The sequence below is a fragment of the Streptomyces sp. HUAS ZL42 genome (assembly GCF_040782645.1).
Classification (GTDB): domain Bacteria; phylum Actinomycetota; class Actinomycetes; order Streptomycetales; family Streptomycetaceae; genus Streptomyces.
Genome location: NZ_CP160403.1, coordinates 4,565,072 through 4,581,943, shown reverse-complemented (window position 1 = coordinate 4,581,943; position 16,872 = coordinate 4,565,072). Strand labels below are relative to the sequence as shown.

Annotated in this window: 15 protein-coding genes and 1 pseudogene; 9 read left to right on the top strand and 7 right to left on the bottom strand. The window is 71.4% G+C overall.

Going from position 1 to position 16,872, the window contains the following annotated elements; translation table 11 throughout:
• Window positions 1-68: 68 nt before the first annotated feature.
• Window positions 69-668 carry a recombination mediator RecR gene (gene recR / locus ABZO29_RS20955; RefSeq protein WP_240865366.1) on the top strand — a complete coding sequence of 200 codons (600 nt, stop codon included), beginning with the start codon at window positions 69-71 and terminating at the stop codon, window positions 666-668.
• Window positions 661-1,326, top strand: coding sequence for a DUF5063 domain-containing protein (locus tag ABZO29_RS20950; RefSeq protein WP_367321727.1), 666 nt, complete (start codon window positions 661-663; stop codon window positions 1,324-1,326). The genes recR and ABZO29_RS20950 overlap by 8 nt, the downstream gene beginning before the upstream one ends.
• 40 nt (window positions 1,327-1,366) lie before the next feature.
• Here the strand turns inward: ABZO29_RS20950 and ABZO29_RS20945 are convergent, their stop codons facing one another.
• Window positions 1,367-2,098 carry a TSUP family transporter gene (locus ABZO29_RS20945; RefSeq protein WP_367321726.1) on the bottom strand — a complete coding sequence of 244 codons (732 nt, stop codon included), beginning with the start codon at window positions 2,096-2,098 and terminating at the stop codon, window positions 1,367-1,369.
• A gap of 306 nt (window positions 2,099-2,404) precedes the next feature.
• Window positions 2,405-2,797: pseudogene (locus tag ABZO29_RS20940) on the bottom strand (response regulator transcription factor); the annotation flags it as partial.
• A gap of 195 nt (window positions 2,798-2,992) precedes the next feature.
• On the opposite strand from ABZO29_RS20940, the gene ABZO29_RS20935 reads away from it, so the two are divergent.
• From ABZO29_RS20935 to ABZO29_RS20920, 4 genes are all read left to right on the top strand, one after another.
• Window positions 2,993-4,276, top strand: coding sequence for an aspartate kinase (locus tag ABZO29_RS20935; protein WP_367321725.1), 1,284 nt, complete (start codon window positions 2,993-2,995; stop codon window positions 4,274-4,276).
• Entirely contained in the window at window positions 4,276-5,334 is a 1,059-nt protein-coding gene (locus ABZO29_RS20930) for an aspartate-semialdehyde dehydrogenase (RefSeq protein ID WP_367321724.1), read from the top strand. The genes ABZO29_RS20935 and ABZO29_RS20930 overlap by 1 nt, the downstream gene beginning before the upstream one ends.
• A 555-nt stretch (window positions 5,335-5,889) precedes the next feature.
• Complete coding sequence (locus ABZO29_RS20925) at window positions 5,890-6,465, top strand: SigE family RNA polymerase sigma factor (protein WP_367321723.1); 576 nt, start codon at window positions 5,890-5,892, stop codon at window positions 6,463-6,465.
• Complete coding sequence (locus tag ABZO29_RS20920) at window positions 6,462-7,607, top strand: hypothetical protein (protein ID WP_367321722.1); 1,146 nt, start codon at window positions 6,462-6,464, stop codon at window positions 7,605-7,607. Before ABZO29_RS20925 ends, ABZO29_RS20920 begins: the two co-directional genes overlap by 4 nt.
• Here ABZO29_RS20920 and ABZO29_RS20915 read toward each other — a convergent pair.
• From ABZO29_RS20915 to ABZO29_RS20905, 3 genes are all read right to left on the bottom strand, one after another.
• Entirely contained in the window at window positions 7,577-8,383 is an 807-nt protein-coding gene (locus ABZO29_RS20915) for an SURF1 family protein (RefSeq protein ID WP_367321721.1), read from the bottom strand. The two genes, ABZO29_RS20920 and ABZO29_RS20915, sit on opposite strands and share 31 nt — an antisense overlap.
• An 85-nt stretch (window positions 8,384-8,468) precedes the next feature.
• Window positions 8,469-8,852 carry a nuclear transport factor 2 family protein gene (locus tag ABZO29_RS20910; protein ID WP_367321720.1) on the bottom strand — a complete coding sequence of 128 codons (384 nt, stop codon included), beginning with the start codon at window positions 8,850-8,852 and terminating at the stop codon, window positions 8,469-8,471.
• A gap of 70 nt (window positions 8,853-8,922) precedes the next feature.
• Window positions 8,923-9,747 carry a class I SAM-dependent methyltransferase gene (locus ABZO29_RS20905; protein WP_367321719.1) on the bottom strand — a complete coding sequence of 275 codons (825 nt, stop codon included), beginning with the start codon at window positions 9,745-9,747 and terminating at the stop codon, window positions 8,923-8,925.
• Window positions 9,748-9,816: 69 nt separating this feature from the next.
• Here ABZO29_RS20905 and ABZO29_RS20900 point away from each other — a divergent pair, with 69 nt between their 5' ends.
• Entirely contained in the window at window positions 9,817-11,634 is a 1,818-nt protein-coding gene (locus tag ABZO29_RS20900; protein WP_367321718.1) for a prolyl oligopeptidase family serine peptidase, read from the top strand.
• A 126-nt stretch (window positions 11,635-11,760) separates the two neighbouring features.
• Here the strand turns inward: ABZO29_RS20900 and ABZO29_RS20895 are convergent, their stop codons facing one another.
• Window positions 11,761-13,701 (bottom strand): NAD-binding protein, encoded by a 1,941-nt coding sequence (locus ABZO29_RS20895; RefSeq protein WP_367326186.1) that lies wholly within the window; start codon window positions 13,699-13,701, stop codon window positions 11,761-11,763.
• Between the two features lie 211 nt (window positions 13,702-13,912).
• Between ABZO29_RS20895 and ABZO29_RS20890 the strand changes: the two genes are divergently transcribed.
• Both ABZO29_RS20890 and ABZO29_RS20885 read left to right on the top strand, forming a co-directional pair.
• On the top strand, window positions 13,913-14,926 hold the full coding sequence (locus tag ABZO29_RS20890) for a permease (protein WP_367321717.1): 1,014 nt from the start codon (window positions 13,913-13,915) through the stop codon (window positions 14,924-14,926).
• A complete protein-coding gene (locus tag ABZO29_RS20885) occupies window positions 14,923-15,681 on the top strand; it encodes a TIGR03943 family protein (protein WP_367321716.1) in 759 nt (252 codons plus the stop codon). The genes ABZO29_RS20890 and ABZO29_RS20885 overlap by 4 nt, the downstream gene beginning before the upstream one ends.
• A 21-nt stretch (window positions 15,682-15,702) precedes the next feature.
• Here ABZO29_RS20885 and ABZO29_RS20880 read toward each other — a convergent pair whose 3' ends face one another.
• Window positions 15,703-16,218 carry an N-acetyltransferase family protein gene (locus ABZO29_RS20880; RefSeq protein WP_367321715.1) on the bottom strand — a complete coding sequence of 172 codons (516 nt, stop codon included), beginning with the start codon at window positions 16,216-16,218 and terminating at the stop codon, window positions 15,703-15,705.
• Window positions 16,219-16,872: the final 654 nt, after the last annotated feature.

The following is a 16,872-nucleotide window of genomic DNA, read 5'->3' as shown; positions in this document are numbered from 1 at the left end:
CTTTCTAAGACGGGCACCGGCCAACTACGGTACGTACTGCAAGGAACCCCAGGAAGGACGGCAGTCCGTTGTACGAAGGCGTGGTTCAGGACCTCATCGACGAGCTGGGTCGGCTGCCCGGCGTCGGTCCCAAGAGCGCGCAGCGGATCGCCTTCCACATCCTCCAGGCGGAACCGACCGACGTACGGCGGCTCGCACAGGCCCTCATGGAGGTCAAGGCGAAGGTCCGCTTCTGTGCGACCTGCGGCAACGTGGCACAGGAGGAACTGTGCAACATCTGCCGCGACACCCGCCGCGACGCTTCCGTCATCTGTGTCGTGGAGGAGCCCAAGGACGTCGTGGCCATCGAGCGCACCCGCGAGTTCCGGGGCCGCTACCACGTCCTGGGCGGAGCGATCAGCCCGATCGAGGGCGTGGGCCCCGACGACCTGCGCATAAGGGAGCTGCTGGCGCGCCTGGCCGACGGCACGGTCACCGAACTGATCCTGGCCACGGACCCGAATCTGGAGGGCGAGGCGACGGCGACGTACCTTGCCCGCATGATCAAGCCCATGGGCCTCAAGGTCACCCGCCTGGCCAGCGGCCTCCCGGTGGGTGGCGACCTGGAATACGCGGACGAGGTCACCCTCGGCCGCGCCTTCGAGGGGAGACGACTCCTAGATGTCTGACGCCACGCTGCACGCGACCGACCAGAACCCGGACGACTTCGCGGTCCAGATCGCGGACCAGGTGGAGAGCTTCCTGGTGGCTGTGACGGAAGTAGCCAAGGGGACCGAGCCCGACTCGGCCGTCCCCTTCCTCCTCCTGGAGGTCTCCCAGCTCCTCCTGGCCGGCGGCCGCCTCGGCGCGCACGAGGACATCGTCCCCGACGAGCGCTACGAGCCCGACCCGGGCCCGGAGGCGGACGTGGACGAACTCCGCGAGAACCTCGCCCGCATCCTGGAACCGATCGACGTCTACTCGGAGGTCTTCGACCCGTACGAGCCCCGCAAGGCGCCCGTACCGGCCCGCATCTCCGACGACCTGACGGACGTCATCTCCGACCTCCGCCACGGCATGGCCCACTACCGCGCCGGGCGCACGACGGAGGCCCTGTGGTGGTGGCAGTTCTCGTACTTCTCCAACTGGGGCACGACGGCGTCGGCGACCCTGCGCGCCCTGCACTCGGTCCTCGCCCACGTCCGCCTGAACCAGCCCCTGGAGGAACTGGACGGCCTGGACACGGACCAGGGCATGGGCGACGACACGCTGGAGTTCGAGGCCGGAAAGGTCATGCAGGAGGAGATCGCGGGACCCCTGGGCCTGCGGGCGGCGAAGACGAAGTAGGGCCGTGGGCGGCTGACGGCCGGCGGGGTCACGCCCACGGTCACAGCCCCCACACGCCCTTCCCCACGGCCGTCACCCCACCCCCCAACGCCAGCGACAGCACCAGCAGTCGGGCTTGCTTCTCCGGTATCCGTCCCGCAAGCCCCCTGCCGATCAACGCCCCCGCGGCGATCGCGGCCACGACGGACGTCCATCCGGGCGCGCTCAGCTCCGGCACCCCGTTCGCCGCCACCGAGAACGCGTTCACCACCACCCCGTAGAACTGCGCGTTCGGCACGAACTCCCGTACCGTCCAGCCCGCGTTGATGGCATACAGCGACACCGGTGGCCCCCCGACCCCCGCCGCCGAGTTCATGAACCCGCCCAACGCTCCTGCCGCGACCGCCCCCTTCGTGCCCCCCAAGGCGGGTACCCGGGCGCCTCGCATGACCAGCAGGACGGCGGCCGTCACCAGGCCGCCCATCACCAACAGCAGGGCAGGTTCCGGCAGTTGGCGGGTGAGCCAGGCTCCCGCCGGCACCGTGCACGCCGCCGCCGCGCACAGCGGGACCATCGCGCCCGCCCGCACGCGCCGCCAGCCGCCCGCCAGCCCGACGACACTGATGGCGCCCGCCGCGCAGTTGGCCAGGACGACTCCCTCGGCCGGGCCCAGCAGCAGCACCAGTGCCGGTACGGCGACCAGCGCGAACCCCATCCCGGTGAGCCACTGCACGCAGGAGCCCAGCAGCACGATGCCGGCCAGGAGCGCGTCGCCCGTCCATCCCCCCGTCATGGTGTACCTCCCTACACCATCGGCTCGGGAGAGCACTCCCTCGTTCCCGCAGGCCGGAGAAGGAATCGTTGAACTTGCCAGGTCAACGGCCCCTCCGATGCGAAGGACTTCGTGGCCGACGGGGCCCAGGGCGTGATGACCGCCGTCGGCATGGGTGCCGTGTCGCTCGGCGCGGGGGTCAGCCTCGTCCGGGAGAGAGCGAAGTAAGGCCGCTCACCCGGGAGTTCGCGGAATTGGACCGTCCTTGGACGTCCGCTGTACGCCGCCTGCACGGGCCCTGACCGGTGTGAGGCGAATCTGAAGGGTGCCGTAGCGGTCCGGGCCGCTCTCGGCGGCGGACGTACGAGGCTGGACGCGCCGCATCACCGCCCGTATGCGCGCTATGACCTCCCGCACCCCGAACGGCTTGGACACATAGTCGTCCGCGCCGAGCTCGAGGCCGACCACCCGGTCCGTCTCGTCGCTGCGTGCGCTGATCACGATGATCGGCACCTCGCCGCGTTCCCGCAGCGCCTTGCAGATGTCCAGGCCGTCGGTGTCGGGCAGCCCGAGGTCGAGGAGCACGACGTCGTAGGGACCGGCGTGGTCGAGGGCGGCGGCGCCCGTCGTCACCCAGTCGACCTCGAATCCGTAGCGGATCAGGCCGCGCCGGAGCGACTCGGCCACCGGCTCATCGTCTTCCACCAGGAGTACGCGCACAGCCGCACGATAGTGCTTGAAATTTAATTCACAGCTATCACTTCGGCCCCAGTGGGAAGGGACTGTTCTGGACGAGCGGCCGGCATCTCACCATGCGGCATCGCGGAGGCGAAATTCGGGCGCTCGTTAGACTGAGCCGACCCGCAGTACACCGGCGTATATGCGGAAAACAGACAGACTGAGCGAGGAGCGCACGTGGGCCTTGTCGTGCAGAAGTACGGAGGCTCCTCCGTAGCCGATGCCGAGGGCATCAAGCGCGTCGCCAAGCGGATCGTGGAAGCGAAGAAGAACGGTCACCAGGTGGTGGCCGTCGTTTCCGCGATGGGCGACACGACGGACGAGCTGATCGATCTCGCCGGGCAGGTTTCCCCGATGCCTGCCGGGCGCGAGCTCGACATGCTGCTGACCGCCGGGGAGCGGATCTCCATGGCCCTGCTGGCCATGGCGATCAAAAACCTGGGCCACCAGGCCCAGAGCTTCACCGGCAGCCAGGCAGGTGTCATCACCGACTCGGTCCACAACAAAGCGCGGATCATCGACGTGACGCCGGGCCGGATCCGTGACTCGCTGGACGAGGGCAACATCGCCATCGTCGCCGGTTTCCAGGGCGTCAGCCAGGACTCCAAGGACATCACCACCCTCGGGCGCGGCGGCTCCGACACCACGGCCGTCGCATTGGCCGCCGCGCTCGACGCCGAGGTCTGCGAGATCTACACCGACGTCGACGGGGTGTTCACCGCCGACCCGCGTGTGGTGAAGAAGGCCCGGAAGATCGACTGGATCTCCTTCGAGGACATGCTCGAGCTGGCCTCGTCCGGGTCCAAGGTGCTGCTCCACCGCTGTGTGGAGTACGCCCGCCGCTACAACATCCCGATCCACGTCCGCTCGTCCTTCAGCGGGCTGCAGGGCACGTGGGTCAGCAGCGAGCCAGTCGTTCAGAAGCAAGGGGACAAGCAGGTGGAGCAGGCCATCATCTCCGGTGTCGCGCACGACACCTCCGAGGCCAAGATCACGGTCGTGGGCGTGCCGGACAAGCCGGGCGAGGCCGCCGCGATCTTCCGCACGGTCTCCGACGCCGAGATCAACATCGACATGATCGTGCAGAACGTGTCCGCCGCCTCCACCGGGCTGACGGACATCTCCTTCACGCTCCCCAAGGCCGAGGGCCGCAAGGCCATCGACGCCCTGGAGAAGAACAAGGCCGGCATCGGCTTCGAATCGCTGCGCTACGACGACCAGATCGGCAAGATCTCCCTGGTCGGCGCGGGCATGAAGACGAACCCGGGCGTCACGGCCGACTTCTTCACGGCCCTGTCCGACGCCGGTGTGAACATCGAGCTGATCTCGACCTCCGAGATCCGTATCTCGGTCGTCACGCGCGCCGACGACGTGGGCGAGGCCGTCCGCGCCGTGCACACCGCGTTCGGGCTCGACTCCGACAGCGACGAGGCCGTCGTCTACGGAGGCACAGGCCGCTGATGGCGCGGACCGGGCGACCGACCCTCGCGGTCGTGGGAGCGACCGGTGCCGTCGGCACGGTCATGCTCCAGATCCTGTCCCAGCGCGCGGACATCTGGGGCGAGATCCGTCTGATCGCCTCGCCGCGCTCGGCCGGCCGCAAGCTGGCCGTGCGCGGCGAGGAGGTCGAGGTACTGGCGCTGGCGGAGGAGGCCTTCGACGGGGTCGACGTCGCCATGTTCGACGTGCCCGACGAGGTCTCGGCGCAGTGGGCGCCGATCGCCGCCGCCAAGGGCGCGGTGGTCGTCGACAACTCCGGCGCGTTCCGGATGGAACCCGATGTGCCGCTCGTCGTGCCCGAGGTCAATCCGCACGCGGCCCGCATCCGGCCGCGGGGCATCGTCGCCAACCCCAACTGCACGACCATGTCGATGATCGTCGCCCTGGGCGCGCTGCACGCCGAGTTCGGGCTGCGCGAGCTGGTGGTGTCGTCGTACCAGGCGGTGAGCGGGGCCGGGCGCGCCGGTGTGGAGACGCTGCGCCAGCAGCTGTCCCTGGTCGCCGGTACGGAACTGGGGACCAGCCCCGGTGACGTACGGCGGGCCGTCGGCGACAACACCGGACCGTTCCCGGAGCCGGTCGCGCTGAACGTCGTGCCGTGGGCCGGGTCGCTCAGGGCGGACGGCTGGTCGTCGGAGGAGATGAAGGTGCGGGACGAGTCCCGCAAGATCCTCGGACTGCCCGACCTGCCCGTCGCCGTGACGTGCGTGCGCGTGCCGGTGGTCACCACGCACTCGCTGACCGTCCACGCCCGCTTCCAGGGCGAGGTCACGGTCGGCGGGGCCAGGGAGATCCTCGCCACAGCACCCGGTGTGGTCCTTTTCGACGATCCGGCCGCCGGGGAGTTCCCCACGCCCGCCGACGTGGTCGGCACCGACCCCACGTGGGTCGGGCGGGTGCGCCGGGCGCTCGACGACCCCACGGCCCTCGAACTCTTCGTTTGCGGCGACAACCTGCGCAAAGGGGCCGCGCTCAACACCGCGCAGATCGCGGAGCTGGTGGCGGCGGAGTTGTCGTGAGGCTGCGGTGACACCGGAAAACCGCTGGCCGGGGCAGGGGGGCTCGGTAGGATCTCGGGCAGGAATGTGAGTCGACCGATGGTCCGGACCACTTGTATCGGACCCGGTCGGCATCCGAAGATTTTCTCCCCGCCATCCGCAACCGTGCGGAGGGCGGGGAGCGTCTTTGCGGTCACCCTTCGGGGTGTGGAGACGCGTGATCCTGGCGCATAGGGGGCGCCGTGGTCCGGGCGTGGGGACGCCCGTTCATATGGGACATAGGGGAAGAGCGGGACTGATGAGGGTATGTGAGACGTCGTCAGTTGTGCTGCCTGACGCGAGATCGTTGTCAGTCACGTGGGCTGCGTCGCGGGGCTCGTGTGACGCAAAAGTGACGCTCGGCACGTACAACCCTCGCAGGGGGGAACGTGTCCAACTGGCGTGGCACAGGTACTCGACTTCTCCCCCACTCTCGACTTCGCTCGAGCGGGGGGACCCCCATCGGCTACCCGCGGTACGGCCCTGCGGCCGCCCCGCCGGGCCGCCCGGCCCCGCTTGGCCGGGGCGCCCGGTGGCATGCCGGTGATCGCGCCCATGCCCGCGGCGCGGCCCACCCGCGTACCCCAGCAACGTAACGGCGTCGAGGACGTAGCGGCGGCCGGTACCACCGTCGACCACCTCACCGAGACCTACCGGGCGCACTACCGCTCGCTGCTCGGTCTCGCCGCCCTCCTCCTCGACGACACCGCCTCCTGCGAGGACGTCGTCCAGGAGGCCTTCATCCGCGTCCACTCCGCCCGCAAGCGCGTCCGCGACCCGGAGAAGACCCTCGCGTACCTGCGCCAGACCGTCGTCAACCTCTCCCGCTCCGCCCTGCGCCGCCGCATCCTCGGCCTCAAGCTGCTGTCCAAGCCGATGCCGGACATGGCCAGCGCCGAGGAGGGGGCCTACGACCAGCTGGAGCGCGACTCCCTGATCAAGGCGATGAAGGGCCTGCAGCGCCGCCAGCGCGAGGTCCTCGTCCTGCGCTATTTCGCGGACATGACCGAGGCGCAGGTCGCCGAGACCCTCGGTATCTCGCTCGGGTCGGTCAAGGCGTACGGCTCCCGGGGCATCGCCGCCCTGCGCACCGCGATGGAGGCGCCGGCGTGACCGGGGAAGCCGAGGGACGGGACTCCCACGAGCGGCACGAGCCGTACGCGTGGCACGAGCCGACGTGGTCGCACAAGCAAGAGCCGAAGCAATCGCACGCTGGGAACGAAACCGTGAACCACCACCTCGACGACCAGGGCCCCGCCGGGCTCGACTCGGACGAGCTGGCACTGCGCCGGATGCTGCACCAGGCGGTCCAGGAGATCGAGCCGCGCGACGGCACACTGGAGCACCTCCAGCGGGCGGTACCCGCACGGCGGGTGCGCAAGCGACAGGCCGCCGTCGGCATGGCGGCCGCGGCCCTGTTCATCGGCACCGCCGTCCCCGCCCTCGTGCACGTCTCCAACGCCACCGGCTCCAGCGCCAACACGTCCAACGCCGGGCACAGCTCGCAGATGCAGGGCGGTGTGAGCGAGGGCAAGGGTCCCGACGGCGGTGAGAGCACCTCAGGGGGCTCCTCGGGCACGGCCACGGACAAGGGCCAGGGGGGCACGAAGGGCGACGACAAGGACACGGGCAGCGGCAGCGGCAGCGGCGCGAGCGAGGACCCCTCGGCCACCAGCTCCAAGAACGCCCCCGCCTGCACCGCCGATCAGCTCGGTTCGACCGCCTCCAGTGTCGAAGCCGCCGACTCGGCCGGCACCGTCTACGGCACGTTCCGCGTCGCCAACGTCTCCGACGCCGGCTGTACCGTCGGCGGTCAGGGCACCGTGAGTTTCGCCACGCAGGGCGCCGCCGACGCCACGAAGATCAGCGTGGTGGAGCACACCGCCGGGGACACGGCGGCCGCGCTGCCCGACCCCTCCCTCTACGTCTCCCAGCTCGTCCTCAGCCCCGGCTCGGCCTACGAGGTGAAGTTCGCCTGGGTTCCCTCGGAGACCTGCCCCACCACCGGTGGCGGCGGCGACAGCGGTGGTACGACGGCCAGCCCGAGCCCGACCCAGGACGCCAGTGCCGGCACCGGCACGTCCACCGGCGGCGACACCGGCACCTCCACCCAGCTGGTCACGGCGGACGGCACGGCCGACGGCAGCGTCGTCGTCTCCCACACCGCGGACACGGGTTCCCCGACGGTCACGGCGACCGTGCCGAACGCGTGCTCGGGGAAGATCTACCGGACTGGTGTGCTGACGGCGTCCTGAGCCGAGGGGCTCTCCCCGTCCGGAACGAGCCCCAGCTCCGCGTCCCGCTGGAACTCCATCTCCCGGCGCAGCAGCCGGAACCACATGAACACCACGAACCCGGCGAAGACGAACCACTCCCCGGTGTAGCCGAGGTTCTGGAACGCCTTCAGGTCCAGGCCCGAGCCGGCCGGTGCGCTCGCGGGCACCGCCTTCATCCCCGAGTCGCCCTCGTTCAGCGTGACCCACGCGTCGTACACGTCGTACGGCACGAGGTTCACCAGCGACGCCGCACTGATCGCCGCTGTCTGCCCGGCCGGCAGGCCCCCGGCGCCACGCCCGCCGTTGTTCCCCGGCGACTCGGAAGCCTGCAGCGCTCCGGTGACGGTGACCTCACCGGAGGGCGGAGCGGGCGCCTTCGCCGCGTCGGCGTCGCCGGGCAGCCACCCCCGCACCACCGGAAGCGCCTTGCCACCGTCGGTCCGCAGCAGCGTCAGCACGTAGTACCCACTCCTGCCGTCCAGCTCGCGGTCCGGTACGAGGAACTGCTTGTCGTACCGCCCGGTCGTGGTGGCCTGTTCGCCCGAGGTCGCCTTGTCCACCGGCAGCAGCTCCGCCAGCGGACGAGCGGCCTCCCGTTCGTCCGACGCGGCCTGCGCGCTCGCCTCGCGGTGGTCGTCGACCCGCGCCTCGAACCGGCTCAGCTGCCACGACCCCATGAAGACGCAGAAGGGGATGGCCAGCAGCACGAAGACGTTGATGCCCCACCAGCGGGGCGTCAGCAGAAACCGGTACACGCCCTCAACGGTACGGGGCGCGGATACGGCGTGCGGCCGCGGGGTCGCAGCCGGGTCGGCACCCTTCGGTGAGCTGTTCGGTGAGTCAGTACCGCTCGGTGAGGTGGTCCCGGCCCGCCGGCGGCTCGTACGGCTCCGGCCAGAAGTCGGTCATCGCGGATATGCGCCCGTTGCCGTCCCCGGTGAAGAACGAGATGCCGTACATCTCCTCCAGCCCCACCGTGAAGTGGATCCAGCTGACCACCTGCCCCGGCTCCGCGACGATCCGCTCGATCCGCAGGTGCCAGTCGCCCGGGTACTCCCGGTTGAACCGGACGAACATCTCACGCCCCCGGATCCGCTCCCGGGTCTGCGGCAGCGTGTAGACGACGTCCTCGGCCAGGGTGCCCGCGAACGCATCCCAGTCCCGGGCCTCGGCGGCGGCCCAGAAGCTCTCGACGGTCTTGCGCAGATCAGTCGTGTCGGTCATGCCAAGCAGTGTGCCCGCCGCCACTGACAATCGCCTTGAACTGCGCAAACGCCGGATCGGGGGCAGGTTCTCAAGTCTTGGTCGCCTTCAGGGAGTACATCAGCGGAAGGCCCGGCCGGTCCGCCGGGAAGCGGTAGTAGCCGTCCCGCTGCTCGAAGGTCTCGAACCGCTGGAACACCGAGACGGCGTGCTCGTGCAGGAACTCGATGCGCAGTCCTGCCGCGGCGAGGGCGGAGACGACCTCGCCGATCGGATGCTGCCACTCCACGCTGCGGTTGTGGACGGTGCCGGTCACCTCGGACGCGTACGTACCGGGGTAGTCCCATATCTGGGCGTCGCGCGTGAAGTAGTCGCGGACCACCCGTGAGCCGGTCTCGTCGTCGAGGACCTCGGTGACCGGATGGAACTCGGAGAGATAGAGGAAGCCGCCGGGGGCGACGAGCGAGGCGGCCGTCTCGGCCCAGCGCCGGACGTCGGGCAGCCAGCACAGCGCGCCGACACCGGTGTAGACGATGTCGTACGCGGGGTCGGGCACCGCTTCCGCCGCGTCGTAGACGTCGGCGGTGACGAAGGCGGCCCGGTCCTGGCCGAAGCCCAGGTCGGTGGCGAGGGCGCGGGCGGTCTCCACGGCCGGTGCGGAGAAGTCGAGCCCGACGACCCGGGCGGCCCCGCGCCGGGCCCAGGACAGGGTGTCCAGGCCCGTGTGGCACTGAAGGTGCAGCAGGGACCGGCCTGTGACGTCCCCGACCTCGGCGAGCTCGAAGTCGCGGAGGGGGTCGGCGCCCGCCCGGAACCCGTCCAGGTCGTAGAAAGCGCCTGCGGCGTGAAGGGGGACCCTCTCGTCCCAGTGGGCGCGGTTTGCTTCGTGCCAGTCGTCGGGAGCGTAGGTCGGCATGGGCGGCAGTTATCCACAAGCTGGGGACCTGGCCAGCGAATTGTCGGCAGGGCCAGGCAGTATGGGGGCATGACTGAGAGCAACGGGTCCGCCGCGCCGGAGCGGCACGAGGAGATGCCGGACTGGGAGAAGCGCTTCCGGGCGCCCCGGGTGTCGCTGCCCGACTGGGCGGAGGACTCGCCGGACCGATCCTTGTTCGTGTCGAACGCGACGGGGACGTACGAGCTGTACGCCTGGGACCGCTCGACGGGCGAGCAGCGCCAGGTGACGGCCCGGCCGAACGGCACGACGGACGGTGTGCTCTCCCCGGACGGCGCCTGGATCTGGTGGTTCGACGACAAGGACGGCGACGAGTTCGGCGTCTGGCGCCGCCAGCCGTTCGCGGGCGGCGAGGACGAGCTCGCGACACCGGGCCTCGACCCCTCGTACCCGGCCGGCCTGGCGCTCGGCCGCGACGGCCGTACGGCGGTGGTGGGCCGCTCGACGGACGAGGAGGGGACGACGATTCACCTGGCCCGCACCGGTGAGCCGCCCGTGGAGATCTACCGCCACCGCGAGTCGGCGGCTGTGGGGGACCTGTCGCACGACGGCACACTCGTCGCCGTCGAACACACCGAGCACGGCGACGCCATGCACTCGGCGCTGCGTGTCCTGCGTCCCGACGGCACGGCGGTCGCCGAGCTGGACGACACCAAGGGCGGCACCGAGGAACTTGGCCTGGAGGTCCTGGGCTTCGCCCCCGTCGACGGGGACACCCGGCTGCTCATCGGCCACCAGAGGCGCGGCCGCTGGGAGCCGCTCGTGTGGGACGTGGCCACCGGCGAGGAGACCGACCTGGCGCTGGAGCTGCCGGGCGACGTGAGCGCGGAGTGGTACCCGGACGGTACGGGGCTGCTGATCGCGCACAGCTTCGAGGCCCGCAGCGAACTCTTCCGCTACGACCTCGCCGCCCGCGCGCTGGAGAAGATCGCGACTCCGGCGGGCTCGGTGTCGGGGGCGACCGCCCGCCCGGACGGCAGCGTGGAGTACCTCTGGTCGTCCGCGGCCGCACCGTCGGCGGTGCGCTCGACGACGGGCCACGTGGTGCTGGACCCGCCCGGCCTGAAGTCCCCGGGCTCGGTGCCGGTGGAGGACGTATGGGTGGAGGGCCCCGGCGGCCGCATCCACGCCCTGGTCCAGAAACCGGCCGGGGCGACCGGCCCCCTCCCCACGGTCTTCGACATCCACGGCGGCCCGACCTGGCACGACAGCGACTCCTTCGCAGCGGGCCCGGCGGCGTGGGTGGACCACGGCTACGCGGTCATCAGGGTCAACTACCGCGGCTCGACGGGGTACGGCCGGGCGTGGACGGACGCGCTGAAGCACCGGGTCGGCCTGATCGAACTGGAGGACATCGCGGCGGTACGGGACTGGGCGATCACCTCCGGCCTCGCCGATCCCGCCCGGCTCATCCTCACCGGTGGCTCCTGGGGCGGCTACCTCACCCTCCTCGGCCTCGGCACCCAGCCGGACGCGTGGACGCTGGGCATCGCGGCGGTCCCCGTCGCCGACTACGTCACGGCCTACCACGACGAGATGGAGGCGCTGAAGGCGATGGACCGCACGCTCCTCGGCGGCACGCCGGAGGAGGTCCCGGAACGCTTCGAGGCGTCGTCCCCGCTGACCTACGTCGACGAGGTCCGGTCGCCGGTCTACATCTCCGCGGGTGTCAACGACCCCCGTTGCCCCATCCGCCAGATCGAGAACTACGTCAAGCGCCTGGAGGCACGGGGCGCGGTCCACGAGGTCTACAGGTACGACGCGGGCCACGGCTCCCTGGTCGTGGACGAACGGATCAAACAGGTCCGCCTGGAACTGGACTTCGCGGACCGCCACTTGCCGAAGTAGACAGGCCAGGAGGTGACCCTCGAGGGCGCCTCTTCAGCCGACCGAGTCGGGTGGTGGTGGGCAAAGGCCGGGGGCCCAGGGGGCGGAGAGCCCCCTGGGCGGTGCGAGGAACGCAGGCCGCCTCGCCTATACCCGCGCCTCCCGCCCCCGCCGCCCCAGCAACTCCGCCAACCCCCGCCGGGTGGCCGCCAGCACCACCCGGTCCTCGCTCCGCAGGACATACGTGTCGGGGAGATCCCAGACCAGCCCGGAAGGCCGTACCTCCTCACCGCCCGCGCCCGCGCCCGCGCCCTCGTCCGTCACCGCGTCCAGCGCCAGCACCCGCCACGCCCCCGCACGGAACGCCTCCGCCACCGTCCGCCCCTCCAGCTGCGGATGGCCGCCCACCTCCAGGGCCGCGAACAACAGCACCCGCCGCTCCACCGGAATCGCCCCCAGGATCTGGCGCCCCAGCATCGCCCCGGCGAACGCGGGCGCCGCCAGATGGGACACGCTCCGGCTCCGGGTGGATGCATGCGGATGCGCGGCCCGCAGGGTCCGGTACACGGCGGTCGCGAAGTCGTCGTCGTACAACCGCAGTACCACCCGCAGATCGGGCCGCACGGACCGTGCGTACAGCGCGGCCTCCAGGTTCGTCGTGTCCGAGCTCGTCACCGCGAGCAGGGCATGCGCCCGGTGGATCTTGGCGGCCTCCAGGACGCCCTCCTGCGTGACGTCCCCGAGCACCACCGGCACCCGCAGCCGCCGCGCGACCGCGAGCCCGCGCGCCTCGGGTCCGGACTCGACGCACACCACGGGGATGTTCAGCTCACGCAGCCGCGTCAGCACACGCGTGCCGATCTTCCCCAGCCCGAGCAGCACCACATGCCCCCCGAGCCCGCGCGGCGGCTTCCGCAGCGAGCCCGCGCCGCGGAACGTCCCCAGCGCCTCGAGCACCGCGGCCAGCAGCACCGGCAGCAGCAGCAACCCGACGAGTCCGGACAGGAGTTGCAGCACCTGCCGCTCGGTGGACGCCCCGATCGCGGGATCGTTGACGGCGAAGAGATCCAGCAGCGTCAGATACAGCGCGCCCAGCGGATGCACCCCCGTCACCGCCCACAGCGCCACCGCCAGCCCGAGCACACACCCGACCAGACCCGCCAGCGACAGCCGCAGCCGCCGCGAGAACAGCGAGGCGAACGGCGCCACGACCCCGACGCCCCGCCCGGTCGGCAGTGCGGGTCCGGCGGAGTACGACACCTGCTCCAGGACGACGGTCCCACGCCCCGTGGCGTTGCGTACCGCCGCCGCGTCCGGCAGCAGCCGCGGCCCCTGCTCGCCGCTGCTCTCCGAACCGTCCGCGCCGGCCGGGTCGTTGCCGGTCGCGGAGAGCAGCGCGAGCGTGGCAAGGCCGGGATCGGCGACCTGGCCGGGACCCGGCGGCGGCCGCTCGACCGCGCGCAGCAGCAGGCCGTCCGTCTGGACGACCTTGGTGGTACCGGCGACGGCGGCCGCGGCCAGCGCGGGCGCGGCGGTGTCGGCGTCGGACAGGACGGTCGTGGACGCGTCGCCGTCCCCGGAGCCCGCCGCCCCGCCCTCGCTTCCGTCGCCCTCCCCGATCCCGATGGCCAACGCGGCCGTCTGGTCCAGCAGTTCCTCGATGTGCTGCCCCAAGCGCCGGTTGTACAGCCGCAACACGAGCCGCAGCCGAGGGTTGAGCCGGCGGGCGGTGAGGGCGGCGCGGATGTTGGCCTCGTCGTCGTCGTACACGAGCGCGAGCGCGGCCGCCCGATGCACACCCGCCTCGGCGAGCACGGCCTCGGTCGGCTCGTCGGCCTCGATCACCCGCTCATTCCCGGCGGGTTCATCACCACCACCACCGTTACCGCCGTTCCCCGCCGCCCGGTTGACCGCCGCGCTCACCACCCTGTCGAGCAGCGCCGCCGACACCGCCCGGGCCCGCCCGACGACCGGCGGACGTACCGCGCGCTCGGAGGGCGGTACGACCAGCATGACCTGTTCGCGGTACACCCCACGCAGTTCGGCGGCCAGCCGGTGCGCGAGCCCGTCGTCGCCGCAGACCACCATGTGCGCGCCGACATCGGTCGGCAGACCCTGATTCGGAACGCTCCCCACGAGGGAGAAGACTGCCCCACCGGGACGGGAGGTTCCAAAGGGCACGTGGGGATGTGAATCATCGTCGCTTCCCGCCGTCCCGGATGAACGCCCTTTTCCGCCATCCCGTATGAAAGGGGAGGGAGAACCAGGGAGAACACGGCGACCCGGAGGTACCCGACCCGTGGCCATCACCGAAGAAGCCCCGCCGCGGGCCGACCGGAACACAGAGCCCCCCGACGCGGACGGCCGTAGGCTCACCTCCCCCCTCGCCCTGACACTGGTGCTGGTCCTCGTCGTCCTGCTCCAGGGACCGATCCGCGAAGCCCTCTCCGCGCCCGTCATGCAGAGCTGGATGACGGTGTTCGTGGCGGTGGTCGTGCAGGCATTTCCCTTCCTGGTCCTGGGCGTGCTGCTGTCGGCGGCCATCGCCGTCTTCGTCCCGCCGTCCTTCTTCGCCCGCGCCCTGCCGAGCCGCCCCGCGCTGGCGGTGCCGGTCGCGGGGATGGCGGGCGCGGTGCTGCCGGGCTGCGAGTGCGCGTCGGTCCCGGTGGCCGGGGCGCTGGTCCGGCGGGGCGTCACCCCGGCCGCGGCGCTCGCCTTCCTGCTCTCCGCGCCGGCGATCAACCCCATCGTGCTGACGGCGACCGCCGTCGCCTTCCCCCGCGACCCGGAGATGGTTCTGGCCCGTTTCGTGGCGAGCCTGCTGGTGGCGTGCGCGATGGGCTGGCTGTGGCACCGCCTCGGCCGCACGGACTGGCTGCGCCCGCCGACCCACGCGCACGACGACGGTCAGGGCAAGGGCGCGGCGTTCTGGGGGTCGGTCCGGCACGACGTGATGCACGCGGGCGGCTTCCTCGTCGTGGGCGCGATGGCGGCGGCGACCCTGAAGGCCATCGCCCCGGCGAGCTGGCTGCGCACCGCGGCCGACAACCCGGTGGTCTCGGTCCTGGCCCTGGCGGTCCTCGCCGTGATCCTGTCGATCTGCTCCGAGGCGGACGCGTTCGTCGCGGCGTCGCTCTCCCAGTTCTCGCTCACGGCCCGGCTCGCCTTCCTGGTCGTCGGCCCGATGATCGACCTGAAGCTGTTCGCGATGCAGGCGGGCACGTTCGGCCGCGGCTTCGCGCTGCGCTTCGCCCCCGCCACCTTCGTGCTCGCCGTCGTGGTGGCGGTGCTGACCGGGGCGGTGCTCCTGTGAACCGCCAGGCACAGGCGGCGGTCCTGTTCCTCCTCGGCGCGGCCCTGCTGCACGCGGGCACGACCGATCTCTACCTGCGCTACGTCAAGGCGGGCCTGCAACCGCTGCTCCTGGCGTCCGGTGCGGTACTGATAGCGGCTGCGCTGGCGACGGCCTGGTACGAGCGGCGCGGGACGAGGACGGAGGCGCCCGAGCAGGAGTCCCACGGGGAGGCCGGACACGACGCAGAACAGGCCGCGCACCCTCACCGCGAACCCCGCGTCTCCTGGCTCCTGGTCCTCCCTCTTTTCGCCCTGATCCTCGTCGCCCCGCCGGCCCTCGGCTCCTACAGCGCGACCCGCACCGGTACGGCCCTGCAGCCGCCGCTCGCCTACCCCGCCCTGCCGTCCGCCGACCCCCTGCGCCTCGGCGTGGTCGACTACGCGGGCCGCGCGGTCTACGACCACGGCCGCACCCTCGCCGGCCGCCGCATCCAGCTCACCGGCTTCGTCGCCCTGGACCACGACGGCACGCCCTACCTTGTCCGCATGGCCCTCAGCTGCTGTGCCGCCGACGCCCAGCCGGTCAAGATCGGCCTGACCGGGCAGATCCCCCCGGTCCTGCAGCCGGACACCTGGCTCCGCGTCACCGGCACCTACACGGCCAAGCAGACCAAGGACCCGGTCAACAACGGCCCCATCCCGTTCATCGAGGTCACCCGCGCCGAACCGGTGGCGACGCCTCGGGATCCGTACGACGAGACGTGGAACAACTGACGACGGCGTCCGCGCCCCGGCTCAGCCGATCCGCGGGCTGCGGCGTTCGACGAGGACGACGTCGCGCCAGCGGCCGTGGTGCCGGCCGATGCGCTCACGGGTGCCGATGACGCGGAAGCCCACGCGTTCGTGCAGGGCGAGGCTGGCGGTGTTCTCGGGGAAGATCCCGGACTGGATGGTCCAGATGCCGGCCCGCTCGGTCGAGTCGATCAACGCGTCCAGGAGGGCGCGGGCCACGCCCCGGCCGCGGGCGCAGGGGTGGACGTACACCGAGTGCTCGACGACCCCGGCGTACGCACACCGGTCCGAGACGCCGCTCACGGCCACCCAGCCCAGGACCCGCTCCGCTTTGCCGCCGAGGGTGCCGAGGGCGGCGAAGCGGTGGCCGGGCAGCTTGGCCTTGTCGAAGGCGGCCCAGGTCGGAGGCTCGGTCTCGAAGGTGGCGTCGCCCTCCTCGATGCCCGAACGATAGATCTCCAGCACCTCTTCGGCGTGCGCCTCGGTGAGCGGGACGATGCGCGTCGGTTCAGCGGTCACGGTCTGCCTCCCACCCCATGATCCCCCGTGTCGCGGCCGGAATGCACTCCCGGGGTCCCGCTCAGCAGGAACAGTGCACCTCAATCGCGTGTGCAGTTCCAGCAGTTGCGCCCCTCGAAACGGCGAGCGCCTCCGGTGTCGGGCACGATATCTGTGCGATTTCTGCACGATTTCGCACGGGAACACCAGTTCGCATGCGATCATCCCAAGGGCAGAAAGCGATCACCCGCTGGATCATCCGAGCCGTCAAGTCGCAGGTGGCGCACCGGGCTTGAGGAAGGATGACGCCCCAGATGGGCAGACCCGTTCCCCCGCAATCCCGTGTCCGGGCGCCGCATCGGCTGCTGTGGCCGGTCACCGCGGCCGCGGCAGGAGCCGCGCTCATCGCCGGTACCGTGCGGACTCCGTCCCAGGCCCGGCCGGACGCAGCGCCGGTCGCGTCCCTGAGCTGCTCCAACGGGGTGTGGAAAGCCGATTACTACCCCAACGCCACCCTCACCGGCACACCCCGCAAGTCACTGTGCGACACATCCGTCAACGAGAACTGGGGCAGGGGCCACCCCGCCGGGATATCCCTGCCCAACGACCGCTTCGGCGTCCGCTGGACCATGCGCCGCAGCTTCGGCGGGGGCGGTCCTTTCCTGGCCGGCAGGG

Bases quoted from the DNA above. Each gene is read 5' to 3' on its own strand.
- ABZO29_RS20905 (WP_367321719.1), bottom strand. From the start codon at position 9,747: ATGCCGACCTACGCTCCCGACGACTGGCACGAAGCAAACCGCGCCCAC.
- ABZO29_RS20945 (WP_367321726.1), bottom strand. From the start codon at position 2,098: ATGACGGGGGGATGGACGGGCGACGCGCTCCTGGCCGGCATCGTGCTG.
- ABZO29_RS20910 (WP_367321720.1), bottom strand. From the start codon at position 8,852: ATGACCGACACGACTGATCTGCGCAAGACCGTCGAGAGCTTCTGGGCC.
- ABZO29_RS20895 (WP_367326186.1), bottom strand. From the start codon at position 13,701: ATGGTGGTCTGCGGCGACGACGGGCTCGCGCACCGGCTGGCCGCCGAA.
- ABZO29_RS20950 (WP_367321727.1), top strand. From the start codon at position 661: ATGTCTGACGCCACGCTGCACGCGACCGACCAGAACCCGGACGACTTC.
- ABZO29_RS20925 (WP_367321723.1), top strand. From the start codon at position 5,890: ATGCCGGTGATCGCGCCCATGCCCGCGGCGCGGCCCACCCGCGTACCC.
- ABZO29_RS20930 (WP_367321724.1), top strand. From the start codon at position 4,276: ATGGCGCGGACCGGGCGACCGACCCTCGCGGTCGTGGGAGCGACCGGT.
- ABZO29_RS20900 (WP_367321718.1), top strand. From the start codon at position 9,817: ATGACTGAGAGCAACGGGTCCGCCGCGCCGGAGCGGCACGAGGAGATG.